Origin of the sequence: Halomonas sp. ISL-56 (assembly GCF_018612805.1) — a bacterium.
In the GTDB taxonomy this organism is placed as follows: Bacteria; Pseudomonadota; Gammaproteobacteria; order Pseudomonadales; family Halomonadaceae; genus Vreelandella.
This window is the reverse complement of the sequence record NZ_JAGGRO010000015.1, coordinates 60,281-81,065: the sequence shown is the minus strand read 5'-3', so window position 1 is coordinate 81,065 and position 20,785 is coordinate 60,281. Positions and strand designations below refer to the sequence as shown.

Sequence of the window (20,785 nt, the reverse complement as noted above, 5' to 3'; positions counted from 1 at the left end):
CTTATAGCGCTTTCTTTTCAAGTATTTGTCACACACCGCTATGGCTCTCATCGTCCTTTATGACTTACGTTGATCCGCCTCAAGTAACAAATAGGCCATGGCGTCATATACACCTGGAGCCGTTACAATTAAATGATCCGGGTAAATGTCTTCAGGCACCGCTGGGGGCACAGGGTATAAGTGCCCAACTCGTGCGCCGGCTTCGCGGGCAATAACCCAACCTGCAACGAAATCCCAGGGCGAGACACTCTCGTAATAAGCATCCAGTCGACCGCAGGCCACATCGCATATATCGAGCGCCGCAGCCCCATTACGACGAATATCTTGGCACTCAAATAAAACAGCCTCTAATCGCTTTAAAAGGTGCTTACGCTCCTCTTTACGGTAGGGAAATCCCGTTCCTACCAGGGTGTCCGCCAGAGAATCTGCACTGCTGGGCTGTATAGGTTGACCGTTGCAATAAGCCCCGGCGCCTTCGGCAGCGCTAAAGGTTTCGCCTAAAAACGGTGCATGTACAACGCCTACCTTGGCGACGCCCTCTTCCATCCAGCCAATGGAAACCGCTACGTGGCGAAGCCCTTGGGCAAAGTTAACCGTGCCATCAATGGGATCCACCACCCACAGTTTCGGCGCCGCTTCATGCACAGCGCTCTCGGGGGCAAGCTCTTCACTCAGCCGCGCTTCACCGGGAAAGTGCTCTTCCAGGCGCTGACTAATCAGCTTGTCCACGGCCACATCCACATCGGTGACTAGCTCGTTATCCTTTTTTAAGCGCTGGGCAAAGTCCTGCTGCTCCCGCGCCTTGATAATCATCTGCCCTGCTTCTTCAGCAATAGCGATAGTAATTTCAAGACGCGCGGCTAGTGTATGGTCGCTCATTGAATCTCCCTTTAGAACGCGATGATGCTATGAGTCTCTACCATAAGCCGCCCAGATGTAATTTTCGAGTCAAACCGACTTTTGATGATCTTGGTTAGCGCAATACGTCTACCAACACATCCACAACGATGCGTGTGGCCGCTTCAATTAACACCACATCGGCGCCAACACGCTCCCACTCATAGCCTGGGTAGCGCGGCAATTGAGACGCTAGCTGGCCGTCAAAACGTTTGGCGATACCCGGAGGTAAGGGCTTGCCACGCTCAAGGTTGCGTTGAATACCGGGCGGCAACGATTCTGCTCGTGGTGCGTCATGCCGACTCAGCAATTGACGTAGTTCACGCTCGTTGATGCGTGGCAAGTCAACCCGCTCATCGTGGGATTGGCTAGCTCGGTTAGATTCATGCTCCTGGCCTTTATCACGGGCACCGTGAGCCGAGGCATGGTCAGGCTGGGCGAAGGCGGCGCTATTGAGTAGCAATGCGCCAAGCGCGCTTATGGCAATCAGGTTGGTAGGCTTCACTGTAAGCTCCTCGCTTAAGGTCAGAGCTTTCAGTGTAAAGAACAAATGCGTAGGAAGTATGGAAACAAAACAGGCGCTCCAACGAGCAGTTGGAAAGTAAAAGCAAACTTGGCGACTTACTTTTTTACCGGTTTAGTCTTGGCAGCCGCGTGGCAGGATATTCTCAGGAATAGTTGCTTCACAAATCCAACTACCGCTGCTCGCTTCTCTAGTGACTGACATTGTGTTTGATGCACTGTCTTCACCAGATGCAGCTGCGCCTATAGATCCAAAGTTAAAGGTAATTGTAGGGGCATTGGTATTTAAATCTGAATAAGTGAGGGTATTTCCACCCGTTAGATCATCTTCATTAAAGCCGACATAGTCTACGAACGCATCATCTCCATCCTCTGTTTGAAATTCGTCAGAAGGATTCACCCCAGAAATCACCGCAGTATCAAATCCTGTTTGCAGGGATTTCAAAGTGGAATATGCGGATGTCGCTTCGGCGCGCTGAATATAAGATTGGTACTGCGGCACCGCCACAGCCGACAGAACGCCAATGATAGCGATAACAATCATCAGCTCAATCAGAGTGAAACCGTCTTGTTTGGTGTTCTGTGCAATAGCTTGTGCGGCACTCGGCATGAAGGCATCTCCTTAGGGAATAAGTAAGTCTTTGTAAGGCTGGAGATTTCTCACAAAGAGTTAAAACTTATTAGGATTACACTAGCTTACGTGATGTGTTTTTACAACACGCTCTTTTGGCGTACCAGCTTAGTTGACGACCACTTTAGCGAAATGGCATAACAAGCCATTCAATGCCGATAAACATTAGTTTATGGTACAGGTAAGACGCTTATATCGATGTAAAACAGGTTGTTTGATGAGCCAGCCCTCCTTCGAGTCAACGTTAAGACACGCCACTGCGCGTGGTGGCCTGCTTGGCATTGCCCAGCGCTTGGTTAAGCACGGCTTGTTAACCGACGCACAGGCCGCCACGGCGGAAACCACCGCCGCGGACTTGGAAATATCGTTACTTCAGCATGTCATTGAAAGCGGTCTGGTAGTCCCTAGTAAAGCGACACTGGCGGCTGGTTGGGAGTACGGGCTACCGGTCATCGACCTAGAGGCAGTGAAACTAACGACACTCCCACCCGCTTCGGACTATCCCATTAAAGTGCTGCAGAGCCTTAACGTACTGCCATTAGCGCGCCACGGTCATCGTCTGACGGTTGCAGTGCCCTACCCCGTCACGTTGACTCAACTGGATGAATTACAGTTTGCGACCGGTCTTAGTGTTGAAGGCATCCTCGCTCCCGTTGATCAAATCATGGTCGCACTCGATAGCTACCTTGCTCAAAACGAGCGTGGCATGTTTGATCAGTTCGGTGAGCTGGATAATACGGTTAATTCGTTGAGCGGCGTGCAAAATAACGATGGTCATGAAATTCCGCTGGAAGAATCTTCTCAGGATAATGAAGATGCGCCCATTGTTAAGTTTGTGAACAAAATTCTGTTAGATGCAATCCGCCGGGGCGCCTCTGACATCCATTTTGAACCTTACGAAACCCTCTACCGGGTTCGCTTCCGTGTTGACGGGATGCTAATCGAAGTGGCACGCCCACCCTTTGCCATGCGCAACCGTATCGCAGCCCGGCTAAAAATCATGGCGCGCCTCGATATTTCCGAGCGCCGCCTGCCCCAGGATGGGGCAATAAAACTTAAGTTTTCCCGCACCCACTCTCTCGATTTCCGGGTTAACTCACTGCCTACCGTTTATGGCGAAAAGCTGGTGCTGAGGATATTAGACCCTACCACCGCGCAGCTAGGTATTGAGCAACTGGGCTTTACCGACGAGCAACGGGGCCATTATGAGCACGCGCTAAAACAACCCCAAGGCATGATTCTAGTCACTGGCCCCACTGGCAGTGGCAAGACCGTTTCGTTGTATACCGGCATTAATATTCTGAATAAAGTGGAACGCAATATTTGCACCGCCGAAGATCCGGTTGAAATCAAAGTCTCGGGTATCAATCAGGTGAATGTATTGCCTAAAATCGGCCTCGATTTTGCCAATGCGCTAAGGGCGTTTCTACGCCAAGACCCTGATGTGGTCATGGTAGGCGAGATTCGCGATCTCGAGACGGCCGAAATTGCTGTTAAAGCTGCCCAGACTGGCCACTTGGTGCTCTCCACAGTGCATACCAACTCAGCGGCAGAAACGCTGACTCGACTGGCTAACATGGGCGTCTCCTCGTTTAACATCGCCAGCGCCGTTAGTTTGATTATTGCCCAACGTCTGGCTCGCAAACTATGTATACATTGCAAAGAGTCCAGTGATATTCCCCACGAGGCACTGCGTAAAGAAGGCTTCAGCAGCGAAGAAATCCATCAGGCAACTATCTATAAACCGGTAGGTTGCAAGCACTGTACCCACGGTTATAAAGGTCGAGTTGGCATTTATGAGGTAGTGCCGATTACCGAAGCAATGCGACAACTGATCATGCGTGATGCCAACGCCTTAGATATTGATCAACAAGCGCGTAAGGAGGGCTATACAGGCCTTCACCGCAGTGGATTATTGAAAGTCATGCAGGGCATTACCAGTCTGGAAGAGGTTAACCGAGTGAGCAAGGAGTAAGGCATGGCTAAAACGATACGCCGACGCCAAACCTCCGCCATCAAGCTAGCGCGCTGGAAATGGATCGGTAAAGGCCCACAGGATAGACCGCTAAGCGGTGAGATGATTGGCCGCAGTAAAGCCGAAGTAGCCGCTGAACTCACTAAGCAAAACATTGTTATTCGCCGGATCAGTAAAAAAGGCAACCTGGGCGGCAGCGGCCGTATTAATGCCAACGACGTCATGGTCTTTTCACGCCAAATGGCCACCATGATTCGCGCTGGCATTCCTTTATTACAGGGGCTGCAAGTGGTGGCAGAGAGCCTCAAAAAACCTGCCATGGTTGCCCTGGTTCAACAGATGATGAGCGATATATCGTCGGGCTCCAGCTTCTCTGATGCATTGCACCGTCACCCCAAACACTTTGACCGGCTGTTTGTTAACCTAGTTAGTGCTGGCGAGCAGTCAGGCACATTGGATCAAATGCTCGATCGTATTGCGACCTATAAAGAGAAAGTTGAGTCGCTGAAGGCGCGGGTTAAAAAGGCACTCTGGTATCCCACCGCCGTGATGACGATTGGCATTTCAGTGACCATGTTACTGTTGATTAAAGTGGTGCCTGAATTTGAAAGTATGTTCCATAGCTTTGATGCTGAACTACCTGCATTGACCCAGATGACCGTTAATGTATCCGAGCTTGCACAGCGTTATTGGCTAGCGGCACTCGGCGCACTAGTTGCCACCGTGTTGCTACTCAAGATAAGTATTCAGCACTCGCCTAATGTCGCCTACCGTATGCACGCACTGCTGCTTCGGTTACCGGTCATTGGCGATATTATGCATAAATCGGCGATCGCACGTTTTTCGCGCACGTTAGCGACCACCTTTGCATCTGGCGTCCCGCTCGTTGAAGGCTTAGACACCGCCGCGGGTGCTACAGCCAATAAAGTGTACGAACACGCGGTAGTACAAACGCGCCGAGACGTAGCCACCGGGCAACAACTACACTTCGCCATGCGGATGACCAACCGCTTCCCCCCTTTGGCGATTCAAATGGTCAGTATCGGTGAAGAGGCGGGGTCGCTTGATGACATGCTTAATCGTGTTGCCGATTACTACGAAGAAGAAGTCGATAATAAAGTTGATGCGCTCACCTCGCTGATGGAGCCAATTATTATTGTGGTACTGGGCGTTCTGGTAGGCGGGGTAGTGGTCTCCATGTACTTGCCCATCTTTGACTTGGGCTCTGCCCTCTAAGATTCAAACGTGTAAACAGCGCTAATTTAATGAAATCTAAGGAGCGACATGCACCACCCTCCCATTATTGTGTGGTTGATTGTGCTATTAATTGGGCTCTGTCTAGGCAGCTTTTTGAATGTGGTAATCACACGACTTCCGGTGATGCTAATGCGTGGCTGGCGTAACGAAGCCCGCGAAGCACTTGAACTTAGCGCCGAATACTCACCGCGCTTTAATTTAGCTGCGCCTGGCTCTATGTGCCCACGCTGCGAAACGCCTATTGCATGGCATGACAACTTGCCACTAATTGGCTGGTTAAAGCGGCGCGGGCGCTGTGCTGCGTGTCAAACACCTATCAGCGTTCAATACCCACTGGTCGAAGTAGCCGGCGGCTTACTGGCCATAGCGGTATTCTCACTCCATGGGCTAACGTCAGAGGCGCTTTTCATTTACGGCGCTTGCCTAATGCTGTTGGTGCTCGCTGTCATTGACTTCCGTACCCAGCTACTACCCGATGTGATCACCCTCCCTTTGCTTTGGGCGGGGTTGGTGTTTCAGCTCCTCTTCCAGCCACTCATGCTGCAGGATGCCGTGATAGGCGCAATGGCGGGCTATCTTTCACTGTGGAGTTTTTATTGGCTCTTCAAGCTAGCCACTGGCAAGGAAGGAATGGGCTACGGCGACTTTAAGCTGCTGGCAGCGCTGGGCGCCTGGCTGGGATGGAGTTTTTTACCGCTGATTTTGCTACTTTCCGCAGGGCTTGGGGCCTTTGTTGGGTTGATTGCCCAGGCCTACTCACCTCGCCTGCGCGGCACACCGTTTCCCTTTGGGCCTTTTCTCGCACTCGCTGGCTGGGTGGCGTTATTAGTCGGTGATGAAATAATGACGCTATATCTCAGCCTGCTTATGTAAAAATAAGCGATGTAAAGCTGAGGTATATAAACTCAGCTATATAAACTCAGCTATGTAAAAGTGGGCTAAGCGAGGCAGAAAATGATTATCGGATTAACGGGTGGCATTGGGTCGGGTAAATCGACCGTTGCTCGCGCCTTTGAAACACTCGGCGCCGCCTGGGTCGATGCCGACGATGTTGCCAGAGAAATAGTCTTGCCTGAAGAACCGGCCCTGTTAGCCATCCAGCATCGCTTCGGTGATCAGGTCATGCACCAGGATGGCACGCTTAACCGTGCCGCTCTACGCGAGATTATTTTTAACGATCCAGCACAGCGGCAGTGGTTAGAGTCGGTGACGCATCCCCGAATAAGGCAGCGACTATTGGAGCATCTAGAGCGACTCAAAACCCAGGGCGCTCCCTATGTGCTGCTTGTGTCACCGTTACTGTTTGAGTCGGGTCAAAATGCGCTAGTGGACCGCACGGTGGTGGTCGACGTGCCACAAGCGTTACAATTATCAAGAACCCAACAGCGTGATGGGGTGAGTGAAAGCCAGGTGCGTGCTATTCTCGCCGCCCAACTTTCCCGCGAGCAACGGTTAGCCAAAGCAAATGACGTAATAGATAACAGCGGTGACCACGCCAGCATGATGGAACAAGTGGCACGGCTTGATGAACGCTACCGTCTACCGCTTAACGACTGAGATATCGCACCTGTTAACGCAATTGGAGTTTTTTATGGCTCGCCCTGCAAACGATTCCCCACTAGAAGTTAATTGCCCGCAGTGCTCAAAGCGCGTGCCCTGGCTGCCAGAAAGCACTTATCGACCGTTCTGCAGTAAGCGTTGCCAACTGTTAGATTTGGGCGCCTGGGCAGATGAGTCGCACCGCATATCGGGCGAATCTGCAATGGATGAAGCCGATATAGAAACGCTGCTGGCGCAAGCCGACAAGGATGCACCACTTACCTAAAGGCACTGAGACCATGGCCGATACACACGTAAACCCATCATCGCCATCGGCCTATCAACTGCTGCTTCAATTGGAGCAGCGGTTTGATCATCTACTTGACACCATCGAAGCCGCTGTTTCGCTATACGAACAGCAGCAACCGGCTACATGGGTCTTTCACCAAACGACGCCGTCTAACAACTGGTTGCGCAAAGCCTTATTCGACATGTGGCATGAGCAAGATCAGGATGGCCGTGAGACGCGTAATTATATTGCCGTAGTCGCCGCCAATAACGAACTGCAAGCCGCTATAGGCGCAGTTAATCAAGCCAAAGCCAGCTTTAGCGACCTACTGCAGCATATCAAACAGGCATTCCCCCAGGCGCTTAGCGATGCAAAAAGCCGCCTACCTCAACGTCATCCCCATGTTGATGAGGTGCTACGCCGCAACGGACTTGCCCGATTGCACCTTAAACAGAGCTGGCGGCAGTTACCTATTGCACCCGCGGCAGTCTCGCGGATTCGCTTTGCTTGGTACAGTAGTGGTCGCTCTATTAAACGACTGTCCGTAAAAGAAGCTGAACATAAGCTTTTGCAACTTGATACCGATGCGCCGCATATTCGTATTCAGCTACGCAAGCTCGCCGGCATCCCAAGCAGTGAAGTACTTGCCCAGGTACAAACCCAGGCCCCGCTGATGCGGGCAAACCTGTTTTTTACCGAACCACTCGACGATGGGCACACACGGCGGGCACTAAATGCCGCTATGCCTATTTTTGTGCCTGACAATGACCAACGGCTACCCCACATTAACTTGCCTACGCCACAACCTCCGACTACCCGCACACGGGCAAGGAGACGCGATGAAAAATTAGAGCAAGATGTGTTTTTGCCAAGTTTGCGGGTTTATCGCTACCGTTAGCATAAAAGCACCTTCAAAGACCTCTGCAGTATTTTAGGAATGCTAACTGCCAGGCACTGCATCCTGCTGCCATATCCCATAGCCAAGCAGAGCTTCTATCAGCTCGGCTAGGTCGTTATGATCCACATCGTACTCGCTTAACAAAGCTTCAAAGCGCTGTTTAAAAATACGCTCCTGCTCTTGTTGCTGTTCCTTCTGGTGGATTTCTACATCTTCTTGTTCCAATGCCGCAAGCGAGCGTACCGGCGGGCCTGTCGGTATATCAAAATCGCTTTCTGGATCATCTAATTGGCGTAGAGCCTGCGCAAAAGCATCGTCTAATTCACGAAACTTACGCAGCTTCTCGCGCTCATCTACCGGCTTTTGAACCTTTTGATATTTCATCGATGTTTCATTTACACCTTGCTTGAAATGGTCGATATGACTGCCAACGTAGCTTTTTTTGGCAAAAACTGTGCACAAACGCGTAAAAATAACGAGCAAACTTGCCTTTGCTACCCAGTTGCCAGCATAAAGGCATCATCAATAAGTATATGAGGGTAACAAACGCATTTATCAAACACAGCAAAGTCAGCGACAACTCATTAATCGATGCTTCGCATCAACATTACCTACAAGTAGCCTGAATAGAGATCCAATTCTCATCTGTAGGCTGAAATTTTTCTTTCAGCTAGGTTACCAACACTAACGCACTGGGAGAGTGCACTACAGGCGAGATAAGCAAGACCTGTACGATTCACGCATGAGAGGCCAGATAATGTTCAACGCGATGACACGAGCTGAGATCTGGCTGCAGGATACACTCGATAAGCCACTCGGTATCGAAGACCTTGCTAATCACATAGGGTATTCGTCTTCTCAAGTTCGGCGCCAATTTCGCCAAAGCTTTCATATCTCACCTAGCGCTTACCGTGAAAAAAGGCGGCTGGAACGCGCGGCGGTACTGCTTGCGCTTACTCCTCTCAATATAGCGCAAATTGCGATACGTTGCGGGTACCAGAACCACTCATCTTTTTCACGGGCATTTCAACGTCAATATCGGTTGAGTCCGCGCAACTTTCGGCGATCACTGAAAGCGACTCTCCACAGCCCGACGCCCAATTATGGTTTTAACACGCGCATCGAAAAAAGCAATGGCCGCCAAATGATCCTAATGCGTCTCTACAAAGCTCCCGAACATATTAAGGGGCTAGGGGATGCCAGTTTCCATAATCCTCAGCTAGCGTGCCTACAGGCACGGCTGCGGCTATCAACAACCATCATCGCGCTACCCGACATACTCGCAGATAGAGTTAATGCGATTAATAATGAATCTTTTCATTCTTACCGCACTGACATTGGTCTATACCTTGCGGATACGGACAATGCCAAAGATATTGCCTTACCTGTTCTCTACCGGCGGGTCGACATTCCTACCCATTACTACGCGAGCACATGCTTTGAAAGTTTAGCGGATCTTTATGGAGCTTTGACGCATACCATCATGTATCTACTAAATAGGCAGTATGCTTGCCATGTTAGCGGCCACCCTCCTCAAGTATTATGGAAAACAAACCATTTAGAACTTCGTATCCCATTAATAAGTGGGTAGCGGTGAGAACGACACTGAAATACAGCTGCAGCATATAGCAATAAAAAACCGGCATTTCCGTACAGAAATGCCGGTTGCTAGATAGCTTAGTCTTCCATGCGCTCCAACCAAGACTCGACAGTTTCATCGCCATACTGGTCTTTCCAGCTACGCAGGCCTTTATGGTTGCCGCCGCGAGTTTCGATCACTTCCCCTGTTTTGGGGTTTTTATAAATTTTAAGACGGCGCTTACGACGCGCATTGCCACTCGCAGTGGTTTTAGAACTACGCGGGTCAGCAGCAGGGTCTAATAAGGCAATAACATCGCCCGGACGCTTGCCGAACTCAGTCATTAGCGCTTCAAGTTTGGCCTTAAATTCCAACTCGCTTTTGAGACGTTGATCGCCTTCTAAGCGCTGCAAATCTTCTTGAAGCTGTTTTAGCTGCTGTTCTTTTTGGATATATTCGTTAAGTAATGACATCGGGGTTCCTTTAATATCGTATCCAACTGAACGGGGTTCAACTGAATGGGATCTAACTTAGGTGCAAATTGACAACCTTGACACCCACTAGTTCAGAATGCATGGACATTATTCCTGTAAAAAGAGTAACTGACAACAGTCTAGTTGAATTTCACCCAATTACTAATCGTTTTTAAAACTCAATTGCTGTTTAAAGAGTTTAACTAATAGCGCATGACGACTATGCAAACCTTTCCTCTGAGCCATTACAGGCGCCCAATCACTACAAACAAAAGCGCCGCCCTTATGGGCGGCGCTTTTACGAACCAAACACTAATCGGTAATTAGTCTTGGCCCATCTGCTGCTTGATCAAGTCACCGATGGTGGTCGGACCACCTGCTGTTTCCGGCTCTTGTTCACGCATTTTCTTCAGGTTCTGACGCGTATCGTCCTGGTCTTTCGCTTTTACCGACAGATTAATCTGACGGCTCTTGCGATCAACGCTGACAATGCGCGCTTCGACGCTGTCGCCTTCGTTCAGCACATTGCGCGCGTCTTCTACGCGGTCAGCACTGATTTCAGAGGCTTTCAGCACAGCAATCACGTCAGTCGCCAATTCAACTTGAGCTTCTTTAGCATCAACTTCAATGACGCGACCCGTTACAATGCTACCCTTATCGTTGACTGACAAGTACTCAGCAACAGGGTCGGAATCCATCTGCTTGATACCCAGCGAGATGCGCTCACGCTCAGGGTCGATAGACAGGATAACAGCTTCAGCTTCGTCGCCTTTCTTAAAGCTGCGTACGGCTTCTTCGCCAGTATCAGTCCAAGAAATGTCAGACAAGTGAACCAGACCGTCAATACCACCTTCAAGGCCGATAAAGATACCGAAGTCAGTGATTGACTTGATAGTACCTGAAACGCGATCACCCTTGTTGTAGTCAGTGTTGAAGGTTTCCCACGGGTTAGCAGTGCACTGCTTGATACCCAGAGAAATACGACGACGCTCTTCGTCGATATCCAACACCATGACGTCAACATCATCGCCCACTTGCACGACTTTAGACGGATGGATGTTCTTGTTAGTCCAGTCCATTTCAGAAACGTGAACCAGACCTTCAACACCCTCTTCCAGTTCGGCAAAGCAGCCGTAGTCAGTCAGGTTAGTGACGACCGCGTGCACTTTCATGCCTTCCGGGTAACGCTCTTTAATGTTGACCCACGGATCTTCGCCCAACTGCTTGAGACCCAGTGAAACGCGATTGCGCTCACGGTCAAACTTCAGAACCTTGACGTTGATCTCGTCGCCAACGGCAACGATTTCGGACGGATGCTTAATACGCTTCCACGCCATATCAGTAATGTGCAGCAGGCCGTCAACGCCGCCCAGGTCTACGAAAGCGCCGTAGTCTGTCAGGTTCTTAACGATACCCTTGATCTGCTGGCCTTCTTGCAGAGTCGCCAGCAGCGCTTCGCGCTCGGCACTGTTCTCTGCTTCCAGAACCGCACGACGTGATACCACAACGTTGTTGCGTTTTGGATCGAGCTTGATGACTTTGAAGTCCAGCTCTTTGTTTTCCAGGTGCGCAGTATCACGAACTGGACGAACATCAACCAACGAGCCCGGCAGGAAGGCGCGGATAGAGTCAACTTCGACCGTGAAGCCGCCTTTAACCTTACCGTTAATGACGCCCTTAATGATTTCGTCTTTCTCGAAGGCTGCTTCCAGAATCTTCCAAGCTTCTGCACGCTTGGCTTTTTCACGGGACAGACGCGTCTCACCGAAACCATCTTCAACGGCTTCAAGCGCAACGTGCACGTCATCACCGATAGCGATGTTTAGATTACCGTGTTCATCGCGGAATTGTGACGCAGGGATCTGACCTTCAGATTTCAGACCAGCGTTGACAGTAACCCAGTCACCGTCAATGTCGACAACCTGGGCCGCGACGATAGCGCCTGGCTCCATGTTGATGTCGTTAAGAGACTGTTCAAACAGCTCAGCAAAGCTTTCGCTCATGGTGTTCCTACGTAATTACGTTGTTGAGGCATAAATGCCTTCTCCGCACCACCAGCAAGTGCGGGCCTAATGTCACTCAGCCTTTGGAGGTGTTAACGCTGGTTAGACCTGACCGGGCTCACCGATGTGAGTTTAGTGCCCTGCCACGTCGTGACACCTATCCAAAAACGCCGCAAGGGAGAATCACACGCCGCTTACAAGCCCTCTTTGGGCGAGCAGTTCGGTCAGTCGATCAACCACTTCCGGTATGCTCAGGCGCGTGGTATCAAGCGTAATGGCATCATCTGCCGGCTTGAGAGGAGCCACACTGCGTTGCGTGTCGCGTGCATCGCGTGCCTGAATCTCCTTTAAAAGACTCGAAAGACTAGCATCCACCCCGGCTTCCTGCAACTGCAGATAGCGTCGACGCGCACGTTCGTCGGCACTGGCAGTTAAAAAAATCTTCAGCGGGGCGTCGGGAAACACTACAGTACCCATATCACGCCCATCAGCGACCAGCCCGGGGGCTTGGCAGAAATCGCGCTGTCGCTGTAGCAGGGCTTGGCGAACCGCAGGCAGTGCTGCCACTTGGGAAGCACGTTCGCCGGCTTGCTCAGTGCGAATTGTTTGGCCAACATCGTCACCTTCAAGCAGCGTGCGAGGCAGACCACCCTCTACCGGAAACGCCACATCTAACTGCTCGGCTAAGCGGGCCAAGCCCAACTCATCATCAACCGCGATGTTGTGCTTAACTGCAGCTTGAGCCGTTAGACGATAAAGCGCCCCGCTATCCAACAAATGCCAGCCTAACCGCTCTGCCACCAAGCCACTGATCGTGCCTTTACCCGCACCACCTGGGCCATCAATAGTGAGCACCGGTATAGCTGCGTGATCAGTCATGCGCGCCCTCCACGCTAACGCCCATACCAATTCGCGTGGCTAACTCAACGAAATCAGGGAAAGAAGTTGCTACGTTAGCGCAATCATCAATCAAAATCTCCTCACTAGCGCGTAGCGAAGCAATAGCGAACGCCATGGCAATACGGTGATCACCTAAACTATCGACTCGACCGCCGCCATAGCTCGCTTTTTGTGCATCGCCATTACCAACAATATCGATGCCATCTTCTACTGTGGTGTGCTGCACACCTAAAATAGCCAAACCATCAGCCATCGCTTGAAGGCGATCAGACTCTTTGACGCGCAGCTCTTCTGCACCTCGCAGCCGTGTTATGCCTTCGGCATTAGCGGCGGCGATAAACAGCGCGGGAAATTCATCGATGGCGAGAGGCACTTGATCAACAGGAATATCAATCCCTTTGAGCGGTACGTAACGAATGCGGATATCTGCCACCGGCTCCCCGCCAACTTCCCGCTGGTTCTCTAGCCTCAAATCAGCGCCCATCAGGGTTAGAATATTAATCACGCCAATCCGGGTTGGGTTAATGCCCACGTGCTCAAGGGTGATATCTGAGCCCGGGGTAATCGCGGCAGCCACCAGGAAGAAGGTCGCCGAGGAAATATCCGATGGCACATCTATCGGCCCCGCGGTTAGCTTACCGCCTCCCTGAAGCCAGCAGGTATCGCCTTCCCGTGAAACCGCATAGCCAAAGCCATTCAGCATGCGCTCGGTATGGTCACGGGTAGGAGCAGGCTCGCGCACACGCGTTTCACCTTCGGCGTAGAGCCCCGCCAGCAGCAGGCAGGATTTCACCTGGGCACTGGCCATGGGCATATCATACTCGACGCCTTTAAGGGCGGCACCGCCGTGAATTTTAAGCGGCGGACGTCCGCCTTCAGCGGTTTCAATCGTTGCTCCCATCAGTCGCAGCGGGTCAGCCACGCGGCCCATAGGGCGCTTGGTCAGTGACTCATCGCCCGTCAGCTCACTGTCAAACGCCTGACCTGCGAGCAGGCCAGAAAACAGCCGCATAGCAGTGCCCGAGTTACCCACGTAGAGCGGTCCAGAGGGGGCTTTTAAGCCATGCATACCCACACCGTGAATAGTGACCTTACCTTGATGCGGCCCCTCAATCGCCACGCCCATTTCACGAAATGCCTGCAGGGTTGCCAGACTGTCTTCGCCTTCCAGAAAGCCTTTTACTTCAGTAACGCCTTCCGCCAACGCACCCAGCATAATAGAGCGGTGAGACATGGATTTATCGCCTGGAACGCGCAAACGCCCCTGTGCTTGACCGCCCGGCTGCACACGGTAGGTGACCTTACCTTGTGGTTGCATATAATATTCCGCCTGATAACTAGTTTTGTTCAATAAGGAATCGAAATAGTGCCGGGCATGGCTGGCCCGATCAAAGGTGGCAATCAGCGCATCGCTGTCACCGGTTTCTACCGCATGACGCAAGCGCGAAAGCCCCGCTTCAAAATCATCCAGGGAGGCTAAAACGGCCTGCTTATTGGCAATAAAAATATCCCGCCACATCACCGGGTCGCTACCCGCAATACGGGTGAAGTCGCGAAAGCCGCCAGCGGCGTAGCGAAAGATATCGAGCCGCTCATCTTGACGCGCCAGAGTGTCCACCAGCGAAAAAGCCAGTAAGTGAGGTAAATGGCTGGTGCGCGCCAGCACTTGGTCATGGCGTTCAACGTCCATTTCTAGCACATCGGCGCCGCAAGCACTCCAAAGGCTGCGCACCCGCTGCAAAGCATCACTATCGACGTTCAGCTCAGGTGTCAGAATCACCTTATGGTCTACATAGAGATTCGGATTCGCCGCTGCCACACCGCTTTTTTCCGAACCGGCAATGGGGTGCCCCAGCACCATATTAATGGGCACTTGGCCAAATACTCGCTGCGCGCAGGCACGGATAGTCGCTTTGGTGCTACCGACATCGGTAATGACCACGTCAGCTGACGCCCTATGCAGCACGTCGGCCAAGCCTGCCATCACGCTCTCCATAGCCAGCACCGGCACCGCCAGCACCACCATGGTGACATCATTGATTTGCTCGGCAAGGTAGGCGCCGCCTGAATCGATCAACCCCATTTCAATACCGCGAGCGATCTCACCCTCATCAGGGTCGCAGGCGACAATGTGCCCCTGAAAGCCTGCATTGCGCAGCGCTGCTGCGAGCGAACCACCAATTAAACCCAAGCCAACAATCAATAGACGCGATTCATGACAACCTGATGTATTGCCGACCATTACCGTCACAGCACGCCTATGGGGTAGGAACCCAGCACGCGTAGATCCGCCGCCCGCAGCTGCACTTCTTCAAGCACTGCTGCCACCTTGGGCTCATCACGATGGCCTTTAAAATCAATAAAAAACACGTAGTTCCACACCCCGGTGCGGGAAGGGCGTGTTTCAAGGCGGGTTAAATCGATCTGGTGACGATGAAACGGCTCAAGCAATGCGTGCAAGGTACCCGGCTGATTACGCATAGCAACCACGATCGAGGTTTTATCTTCCCCGGCCATGGGCACATCCTGATTACCAATAATCAAAAACCGCGTGGAGTTATCTGGGCTGTCTTCAATTTTTTCAGCGATATGCTCCAAACCATAGAGTTTGGCCGCCATATCACCCGCAATCGCGGCGCTATGCCACTCGGTTTTGACCAGTTTCGCCGCTTCAGCGTTAGATGAAACCGGCACGCGCTCAGCATGAGGAAAATGCGCATCCAACCATTTACGGCACTGGGCAAAAGACTGCGGGTGCGAATAGATACGCGAGACTTTGTCGCGGCGGGTGTTTTCACTGACCAGCAAGTGATGGTGGATACGCAGCACTACCTCTCCACAGATTTTAATGGAGGAGTCCATAAAGGTATCCAGGGTGTGATTGACCACCCCTTCAGTGGAGTTCTCCACCGGCACGACGCCATAGTGCACGGCGCCCGCCTCGACTTCACGAAACACCTCGTCAATGGCTGCCATGGGCAGGCTAACCGCGCTTTCACCAAAATGCTTGAGCGCCGCCTGCTGGGTAAAGGTGCCCTCAGGGCCCAAATAGGCAACTTTAACCGGCTGCTCAAGCGCCAAACACGCCGACATGATTTCGCGGAACAGGCGCGCCATCTCTTCTGAATCAAGCGGGCCTTTATTTAACGCCATAATGCGCCGAAGCACTTGGGCTTCTCGCTCTGGCCGATAAAATACCGCGTCTTTATCTTCAGCCAGTTTCACATGCGCCACCTGCTGGGCGCAGCTAGCGCGCTCGCTAATCAGGTTCAGAATATCGCTATCAAGCTGATCGATACGCTGGCGCAGTTCGTCCAGATTGATCGACGTGTCGGACATGATGGTTAGCCTCTTGTTTTCTCAAAATCAGCCATAAATGCAATCAAGGCATCTACCGCAGACTCAGGCACCGCGTTGTATAAGCTGGCACGCATACCGCCCACGCTGCGATGGCCTTTTAAGTTAAGCAGGCCCGCCGCATCGGCTTGTTGTAAGAACGCCTTATCCAGGGCCGCATCGGCTAAGACAAAAGGCACGTTCATCCGCGACCGGTTATGTTTGGCAATCGGGTTGCTATACAACTCGCTGTCATCAATCGCTGCATAGAGTTTATCGGCTTTACGCTGATTAATAGCATCCATCGCCACCAGCCCACCGATATCGTCTTTCAGCCACTGGAAGACCAGACCGGCCAAATACCAGGCGTAAGTAGGCGGCGTATTGACCATCGAACCCGCATCTGCCAGCTGTCGATAATCAAACAGCGAAGGAATATTGGCCTGGGCTTTGCCTAGCAGGTCGTCACGCACGACCACCAGCGTTAAACCGGCGGGACCAATATTTTTCTGTGCCCCGGCATAAATCACCCCAAACTCGCTAACGTCGATGGGCCCGGAGAGGATATTCGACGACATATCGCACACCAACGGCACATTAGCGCCATCAGCCCGTTTTACGTGGGGCGTATAGTCAAACTCCAAACCACCAATCGTCTCGTTGGAGGTGTAGTGCAAATAGGCTGCATCTACGCTTACCTGCAGCGCATCACGCGCTGGCACCGCCGTATGACCGTTGGGTTCACTGCTGGCCACCACATGGCAATCGAAACCCAGGTGCCTGGCTTCGTTGAACGCTTTCTTGCCCCAGATGCCGGTTTGGATAAAGTTGCCACTACCGCCCCGCCCCAGCAGGTTCATCGGCAGCATGGCAAATTGCATACTGGCGCCGCCCTGCAAAAACAGCACTTTATAGTTATCCGGCACGCCTAGAAGCTGACGAAAATCAGCTTCAGCGCGCTCGGCAATGGCGATAAATTCATCGCTGCGGTGGCTCATTTCCATCACGGAAAGTCCGCGCCCATGGTAGTCCAACAACTCTTCACGGGCGCGCTCCAGCACGGCGACTGGCAAGGCCGCTGGCCCCGCGCAGAAATTATAGTGACGTGTCATCAGTCCCCGCTTCCTGTCCGTCATCGGATGATTCACTTGACTGGGCGTCCTCAAGACTGCCCTCTTCAGGGCTACCTTCTTCAAGACCGGTTCCTTCAATACCGGTGAGCTCATCGCTCTCCTCGGGCTCGTCAACGCGAACCGTCTTGACCAGCTTCTCTTCTTTGCCAAGACGAATCAGCATCACGCCCTGGGTATTACGCGAGGTGGTCGAGACCTCCTCAACGCGGGTACGCACCAGCGTTCCTCGGTCAGTGATCAGCATCATCTCGTCGCTGTCATACACCTGCATCGCTGCCACCAGCGAACCGTTACGCTCGCTGGTTTGCATGGCGATAACACCCTGGCCACCACGGCCACGCAGCGGGAATTCTTCCAGACGCGTGCGCTTGCCGTAACCATTTTCACTGGCAGTCATAATGTAGATCTGGCCATCAACGGTTCCGGCCGCAATACCCTCTTGGGCGCCGTCCTGTATTTCCACTTCGGCATCTGCTTCGGCGTCGATTTGCTGACTCTTGGGAATAATCAGGCTAATCACTTCCGCATCGCCAGCCAAACGCATACCACGCACGCCGCGGGCGGTTCGGCCCATCGCGCGGGCATTGCTCTCTTCAAAGCGGATCGCCTTACCGTTGGACGACAACAGCATGGCGTGATCGTTGCCCGTGGTAATCGCAGCGCCGACCAAGCGGTCTCCCTCTTCCAGATCAATCGCAATCAAGCCAACACTACGCGGGCGCGAGAACTGCTCAAGGCTAGTGCGCTTGACGGTGCCTTTGGCCGTAGCAAAGAAGATGTAGTTATCGGGGTTGTAGTCGCGCACCGGCAAGATGGCGTTTACCGCCTCACCTTCTTCCAAGGGCAGCATATTAACCAAGGGCTTACCGCGAGAACCGCGGCTGGCGTTGGGCATTTCGTAGACTTTTAACCAGTACACTTTGCCGCGGTTAGAGAACAGCAGCACGGTGTCGTGGGTAGAAGCCACCAACAGGTGTTCAATCACATCTTCGTCTTTCATAGCAGTCGCTGACTTACCGCGGCCACCACGGCGCTGGGCTTGATAGTCTGACAGCGGCTGCGTCTTGGCATAGCCAGAACGAGACACGGTGACCACCATATCTTCCTCAGCGATCAAATCTTCCATCGAAAGATCCAGGTGGCTGGCCTGAATTTCCGTACGACGCTCATCGCCAAACTGATCACGCACCGCGTGCAGCTCTTCACGAATCACTTCCATCAAACGATCGGCTGAAGCCAGAATCTCGGTGAGCTCGGCAATTTTCTCAAGAATATTTAAGTATTCATCGAGTAGCTTCTCGGTTTCTAGGCCTGTCAAGCGGTGAAGGCGTAGCTCAAGAATCGCTTGAGCCTGGGCAGGCGAAAGCCGATAAGAAGTAGCCGCGGCATTTAAACCAAAGCCCTCTTCCAACTCTTCTGGTTTGCAAGATGTTGCACCGGCCCGCTCTAACATGGCGGTCACTTGGCCGGGCTGCCAGGTTTTGGCGAGCAGCTTTTCACGTGCTTCTGCCGCATTGGGCGAGGCTTTGATCAGCTCAATCACTTGGTCGATATTGGAGATAGCAACGGCCAAGCCTTCCAACAGATGGCCACGCTCGCGGGCTTTTTTCAGCTCATACAGCGTACGCCGGGTCACCACTTCGCGCCTGTGGCGAATAAAGGCTTCCAGCATCTCTTTAAGATTAAGGGTGCGTGGCTGACCGTTTTCCAGCGCCACCATATTAATACCGAAGACGTTTTGCAGCTGCGTCTGGGCAAACAGGTTGTTGACCACGACTTCGCCGGACTCACCGCGCTTGATCTCAATCACCACGCGCAGACCATCTTTATCTGACTCGTCACGCAGTTCGGCGATGCCTTCAATCTTCTTCTCTTTCACCAGCTCGGCAATTTTCTCAATCAACCGCGCTTTGTTCACCTGATACGGCAACTCGGTGATGATAATGTGATCGCGACCGGTTTTGTCGTGGTGCTCGATGGTGTGGCATGCGCGCACATAAATACGCCCACGGCCGGTGCGATACGCCGACAAAATACCTGCGCGACCATTAATAATCGCGCCGGTTGGGAAGTCTGGGCCGGGGATGTACTCCATCAAATCATCCACGGTCAGCGTGTAGTCGTCGATCAACGCCAAGCAGCCGTCAATCACCTCACGCATATTGTGGGGAGGAATATTGGTCGCCATACCCACCGCGATACCCGACGAGCCGTTAATCAGCAGGTTGGGCACTTTGGTAGGCAATACGGCGGGAATACGCTCGGTGCCGTCGTAGTTATCCACCCAATCGACGGTATCTTTTTCCAGGTCAGCGAGCAGCTCGTGAGCGAGGCGCGACATACGCACCTCGGTGTAACGCATGGCCGCCGCGTTATCCCCATCAATAGAACCGAAGTTACCCTGGCCGTCGACCAGCACATGGCGCATCGAAAAGTGCTGTGCCATACGTACGATGGTGTCGTATACCGCGCTATCACCGTGCGGATGGTATTTACCGATGACATCGCCGACGACACGCGCCGACTTTTTGTACGGTTTATTCCAATCATTACCCAGTTCATGCATGGCAAACAGCACACGCCGGTGAACCGGCTTAAGGCCATCCCGCACATCTGGAAGCGCGCGGCCGATAATGACGCTCATCGCATAGTCGAGGTACGACTGTTTGAGCTCGTCTTCAATATTGACGGGCAAGATTTCTCTGGCGATGTCACCCATGAAAGTCAGATCCTTTGCACTGCATTGGCACTGCGAGAGTTGAAAGCGCTTAAAAACACCGCCCTGAAATTAGCATAGAACGGCGCGCAAATACTCAACCATCATACCACCGCAAAAGCAGCAAGGGCAGCCAGGGAGCTCAGCAAAGCCATTCAGGGGCTAAATGCCTCTTTCGTCACGGTTAACCCGGCTAACGCCTCACGCACTTCCCCCTCGATTGCGGCGGCCTTATTGGCGCGCATATCAAGCAATACGAAGGTTAAATCCGCACGCGCGATAACGGTGCCATCTCTACGCCCACCGTTTTTACGAACAATACGGTGGTGACACACACCACTGCGCTGACCTATATCGACGATCCCGGTCATAATCTCCAGGTCGTCGCCGTGACCCGCCGCCGCCAAATAGTCAATATTCAAATTGACGACCACAAACGCCCGCCCAGCTTGATGGAGCTGTTTGATCATCGCAGGGTGCTGATCAAAGAAATCCCAGCGCCCTTCCTCCATAAATTCAAGGTAGCGGGCGTTATTAACATGGCCGTAACCATCTAAGTGAAAACCGCGAACACGTAATTGAACCCGTGAAAGAGATGCAGACATAACAATTCCTTCTCTATGAATTAGCCAACGAC

The 20,785-nt window shown here is 52.4% G+C and carries 19 protein-coding genes; 7 read left to right on the top strand and 12 right to left on the bottom strand.

Translation table 11 applies throughout. From position 1 onward, the window contains the following. Positions 1-57 precede the first annotated feature (57 nt). The 3 genes from J7J49_RS12760 to J7J49_RS12750 form a co-directional block, all read right to left on the bottom strand. Complete coding sequence (locus tag J7J49_RS12760; RefSeq protein ID WP_215093079.1) at positions 58-879, bottom strand: inositol monophosphatase family protein; 822 nt, start codon at positions 877-879, stop codon at positions 58-60. Positions 880-973: 94 nt separating this feature from the next. Further along, entirely contained in the window at positions 974-1,402 is a 429-nt protein-coding gene (locus tag J7J49_RS12755) for an anti-virulence regulator CigR family protein (RefSeq protein WP_215093077.1), read from the bottom strand. Between the two features lie 132 nt (positions 1,403-1,534). Then, the gene (locus tag J7J49_RS12750; protein ID WP_215093075.1) at positions 1,535-2,029 is read right to left on the bottom strand and encodes a pilin; all 495 of its coding nucleotides are present in this window, start codon (positions 2,027-2,029) and stop codon (positions 1,535-1,537) included. A gap of 238 nt (positions 2,030-2,267) precedes the next feature. Here J7J49_RS12750 and pilB point away from each other — a divergent pair, with 238 nt between their 5' ends. The 6 genes from pilB (at position 2,268) to J7J49_RS12720 (ending at position 8,008) form a co-directional block, all read left to right on the top strand. After that, a complete protein-coding gene (gene pilB, locus J7J49_RS12745) occupies positions 2,268-4,025 on the top strand; it encodes a type IV-A pilus assembly ATPase PilB (protein ID WP_215093073.1) in 1,758 nt (585 codons plus the stop codon). A 3-nt stretch (positions 4,026-4,028) separates the two neighbouring features. Then, on the top strand, positions 4,029-5,261 hold the full coding sequence (locus J7J49_RS12740) for a type II secretion system F family protein (protein ID WP_215093071.1): 1,233 nt from the start codon (positions 4,029-4,031) through the stop codon (positions 5,259-5,261). Between the two features lie 48 nt (positions 5,262-5,309). Then, positions 5,310-6,155: a prepilin peptidase gene (locus tag J7J49_RS12735; RefSeq protein WP_215093069.1), complete on the top strand. Its 846-nt coding sequence runs from the start codon at positions 5,310-5,312 to the stop codon at positions 6,153-6,155. Positions 6,156-6,236: 81 nt separating this feature from the next. After that, entirely contained in the window at positions 6,237-6,839 is a 603-nt protein-coding gene (gene coaE, locus J7J49_RS12730; protein WP_215093068.1) for a dephospho-CoA kinase, read from the top strand. A 34-nt stretch (positions 6,840-6,873) separates the two neighbouring features. Continuing rightward, the gene (yacG, locus tag J7J49_RS12725; protein ID WP_064232964.1) at positions 6,874-7,107 is read left to right on the top strand and encodes a DNA gyrase inhibitor YacG; all 234 of its coding nucleotides are present in this window, start codon (positions 6,874-6,876) and stop codon (positions 7,105-7,107) included. A 13-nt stretch (positions 7,108-7,120) separates the two neighbouring features. Next, on the top strand, positions 7,121-8,008 hold the full coding sequence (locus tag J7J49_RS12720) for a DNA replication terminus site-binding protein (protein WP_215093066.1): 888 nt from the start codon (positions 7,121-7,123) through the stop codon (positions 8,006-8,008). Positions 8,009-8,050: 42 nt separating this feature from the next. Here J7J49_RS12720 and J7J49_RS12715 read toward each other — a convergent pair whose 3' ends face one another. Continuing rightward, positions 8,051-8,392 (bottom strand): hypothetical protein, encoded by a 342-nt coding sequence (locus J7J49_RS12715; protein ID WP_064232966.1) that lies wholly within the window; start codon positions 8,390-8,392, stop codon positions 8,051-8,053. A 373-nt stretch (positions 8,393-8,765) separates the two neighbouring features. Between J7J49_RS12715 and J7J49_RS12710 the strand changes: the two genes are divergently transcribed. Next, a complete protein-coding gene (locus J7J49_RS12710) occupies positions 8,766-9,599 on the top strand; it encodes a helix-turn-helix transcriptional regulator (RefSeq protein ID WP_215093064.1) in 834 nt (277 codons plus the stop codon). An 86-nt stretch (positions 9,600-9,685) separates the two neighbouring features. Here the strand turns inward: J7J49_RS12710 and J7J49_RS12705 are convergent, their stop codons facing one another. The 8 genes from J7J49_RS12705 to J7J49_RS12670 form a co-directional block, all read right to left on the bottom strand. Further along, positions 9,686-10,060 (bottom strand): histone-like nucleoid-structuring protein, MvaT/MvaU family, encoded by a 375-nt coding sequence (locus J7J49_RS12705; protein WP_064232967.1) that lies wholly within the window; start codon positions 10,058-10,060, stop codon positions 9,686-9,688. Between the two features lie 323 nt (positions 10,061-10,383). Beyond that, positions 10,384-12,063, bottom strand: a complete 1,680-nt coding sequence (rpsA, locus tag J7J49_RS12700; protein ID WP_008957327.1) for a 30S ribosomal protein S1 — start codon at positions 12,061-12,063, stop codon at positions 10,384-10,386. A gap of 183 nt (positions 12,064-12,246) precedes the next feature. After that, positions 12,247-12,942: a (d)CMP kinase gene (gene cmk / locus J7J49_RS12695; protein ID WP_215093062.1), complete on the bottom strand. Its 696-nt coding sequence runs from the start codon at positions 12,940-12,942 to the stop codon at positions 12,247-12,249. Then, positions 12,935-15,205 (bottom strand): bifunctional prephenate dehydrogenase/3-phosphoshikimate 1-carboxyvinyltransferase, encoded by a 2,271-nt coding sequence (locus J7J49_RS12690; protein WP_215093300.1) that lies wholly within the window; start codon positions 15,203-15,205, stop codon positions 12,935-12,937. The genes cmk and J7J49_RS12690 overlap by 8 nt, the downstream gene beginning before the upstream one ends. A gap of 5 nt (positions 15,206-15,210) precedes the next feature. Beyond that, positions 15,211-16,302 (bottom strand): prephenate dehydratase, encoded by a 1,092-nt coding sequence (gene pheA, locus J7J49_RS12685; protein WP_035579064.1) that lies wholly within the window; start codon positions 16,300-16,302, stop codon positions 15,211-15,213. A 5-nt stretch (positions 16,303-16,307) separates the two neighbouring features. Continuing rightward, entirely contained in the window at positions 16,308-17,411 is a 1,104-nt protein-coding gene (serC, locus tag J7J49_RS12680) for a 3-phosphoserine/phosphohydroxythreonine transaminase (RefSeq protein WP_215093060.1), read from the bottom strand. Next, the gene (gyrA, locus tag J7J49_RS12675; protein WP_064232971.1) at positions 17,395-20,151 is read right to left on the bottom strand and encodes a DNA gyrase subunit A; all 2,757 of its coding nucleotides are present in this window, start codon (positions 20,149-20,151) and stop codon (positions 17,395-17,397) included. Before gyrA ends, serC begins: the two co-directional genes overlap by 17 nt. A gap of 152 nt (positions 20,152-20,303) precedes the next feature. Next, a complete protein-coding gene (locus tag J7J49_RS12670) occupies positions 20,304-20,753 on the bottom strand; it encodes an acyl-CoA thioesterase (protein ID WP_215093058.1) in 450 nt (149 codons plus the stop codon). Positions 20,754-20,785 lie beyond the last annotated feature (32 nt).

Bases quoted from the DNA above. Each gene is read 5' to 3' on its own strand.
- J7J49_RS12760 (WP_215093079.1), bottom strand. From the start codon at position 879: ATGAGCGACCATACACTAGCCGCGCGTCTTGAAATTACTATCGCTATT.
- J7J49_RS12750 (WP_215093075.1), bottom strand. From the start codon at position 2,029: ATGCCGAGTGCCGCACAAGCTATTGCACAGAACACCAAACAAGACGGT.
- pilB (WP_215093073.1), top strand. From the start codon at position 2,268: ATGAGCCAGCCCTCCTTCGAGTCAACGTTAAGACACGCCACTGCGCGT.
- J7J49_RS12740 (WP_215093071.1), top strand. From the start codon at position 4,029: ATGGCTAAAACGATACGCCGACGCCAAACCTCCGCCATCAAGCTAGCG.
- J7J49_RS12735 (WP_215093069.1), top strand. From the start codon at position 5,310: ATGCACCACCCTCCCATTATTGTGTGGTTGATTGTGCTATTAATTGGG.
- coaE (WP_215093068.1), top strand. From the start codon at position 6,237: ATGATTATCGGATTAACGGGTGGCATTGGGTCGGGTAAATCGACCGTT.
- yacG (WP_064232964.1), top strand. From the start codon at position 6,874: ATGGCTCGCCCTGCAAACGATTCCCCACTAGAAGTTAATTGCCCGCAG.
- J7J49_RS12720 (WP_215093066.1), top strand. From the start codon at position 7,121: ATGGCCGATACACACGTAAACCCATCATCGCCATCGGCCTATCAACTG.
- J7J49_RS12715 (WP_064232966.1), bottom strand. From the start codon at position 8,392: ATGAAATATCAAAAGGTTCAAAAGCCGGTAGATGAGCGCGAGAAGCTG.
- J7J49_RS12710 (WP_215093064.1), top strand. From the start codon at position 8,766: ATGTTCAACGCGATGACACGAGCTGAGATCTGGCTGCAGGATACACTC.
- J7J49_RS12705 (WP_064232967.1), bottom strand. From the start codon at position 10,060: ATGTCATTACTTAACGAATATATCCAAAAAGAACAGCAGCTAAAACAG.
- rpsA (WP_008957327.1), bottom strand. From the start codon at position 12,063: ATGAGCGAAAGCTTTGCTGAGCTGTTTGAACAGTCTCTTAACGACATC.
- cmk (WP_215093062.1), bottom strand. From the start codon at position 12,942: ATGACTGATCACGCAGCTATACCGGTGCTCACTATTGATGGCCCAGGT.
- J7J49_RS12690 (WP_215093300.1), bottom strand. From the start codon at position 15,205: ATGGTCGGCAATACATCAGGTTGTCATGAATCGCGTCTATTGATTGTT.
- pheA (WP_035579064.1), bottom strand. From the start codon at position 16,302: ATGTCCGACACGTCGATCAATCTGGACGAACTGCGCCAGCGTATCGAT.
- serC (WP_215093060.1), bottom strand. From the start codon at position 17,411: ATGACACGTCACTATAATTTCTGCGCGGGGCCAGCGGCCTTGCCAGTC.
- gyrA (WP_064232971.1), bottom strand. From the start codon at position 20,151: ATGGGTGACATCGCCAGAGAAATCTTGCCCGTCAATATTGAAGACGAG.
- J7J49_RS12670 (WP_215093058.1), bottom strand. From the start codon at position 20,753: ATGTCTGCATCTCTTTCACGGGTTCAATTACGTGTTCGCGGTTTTCAC.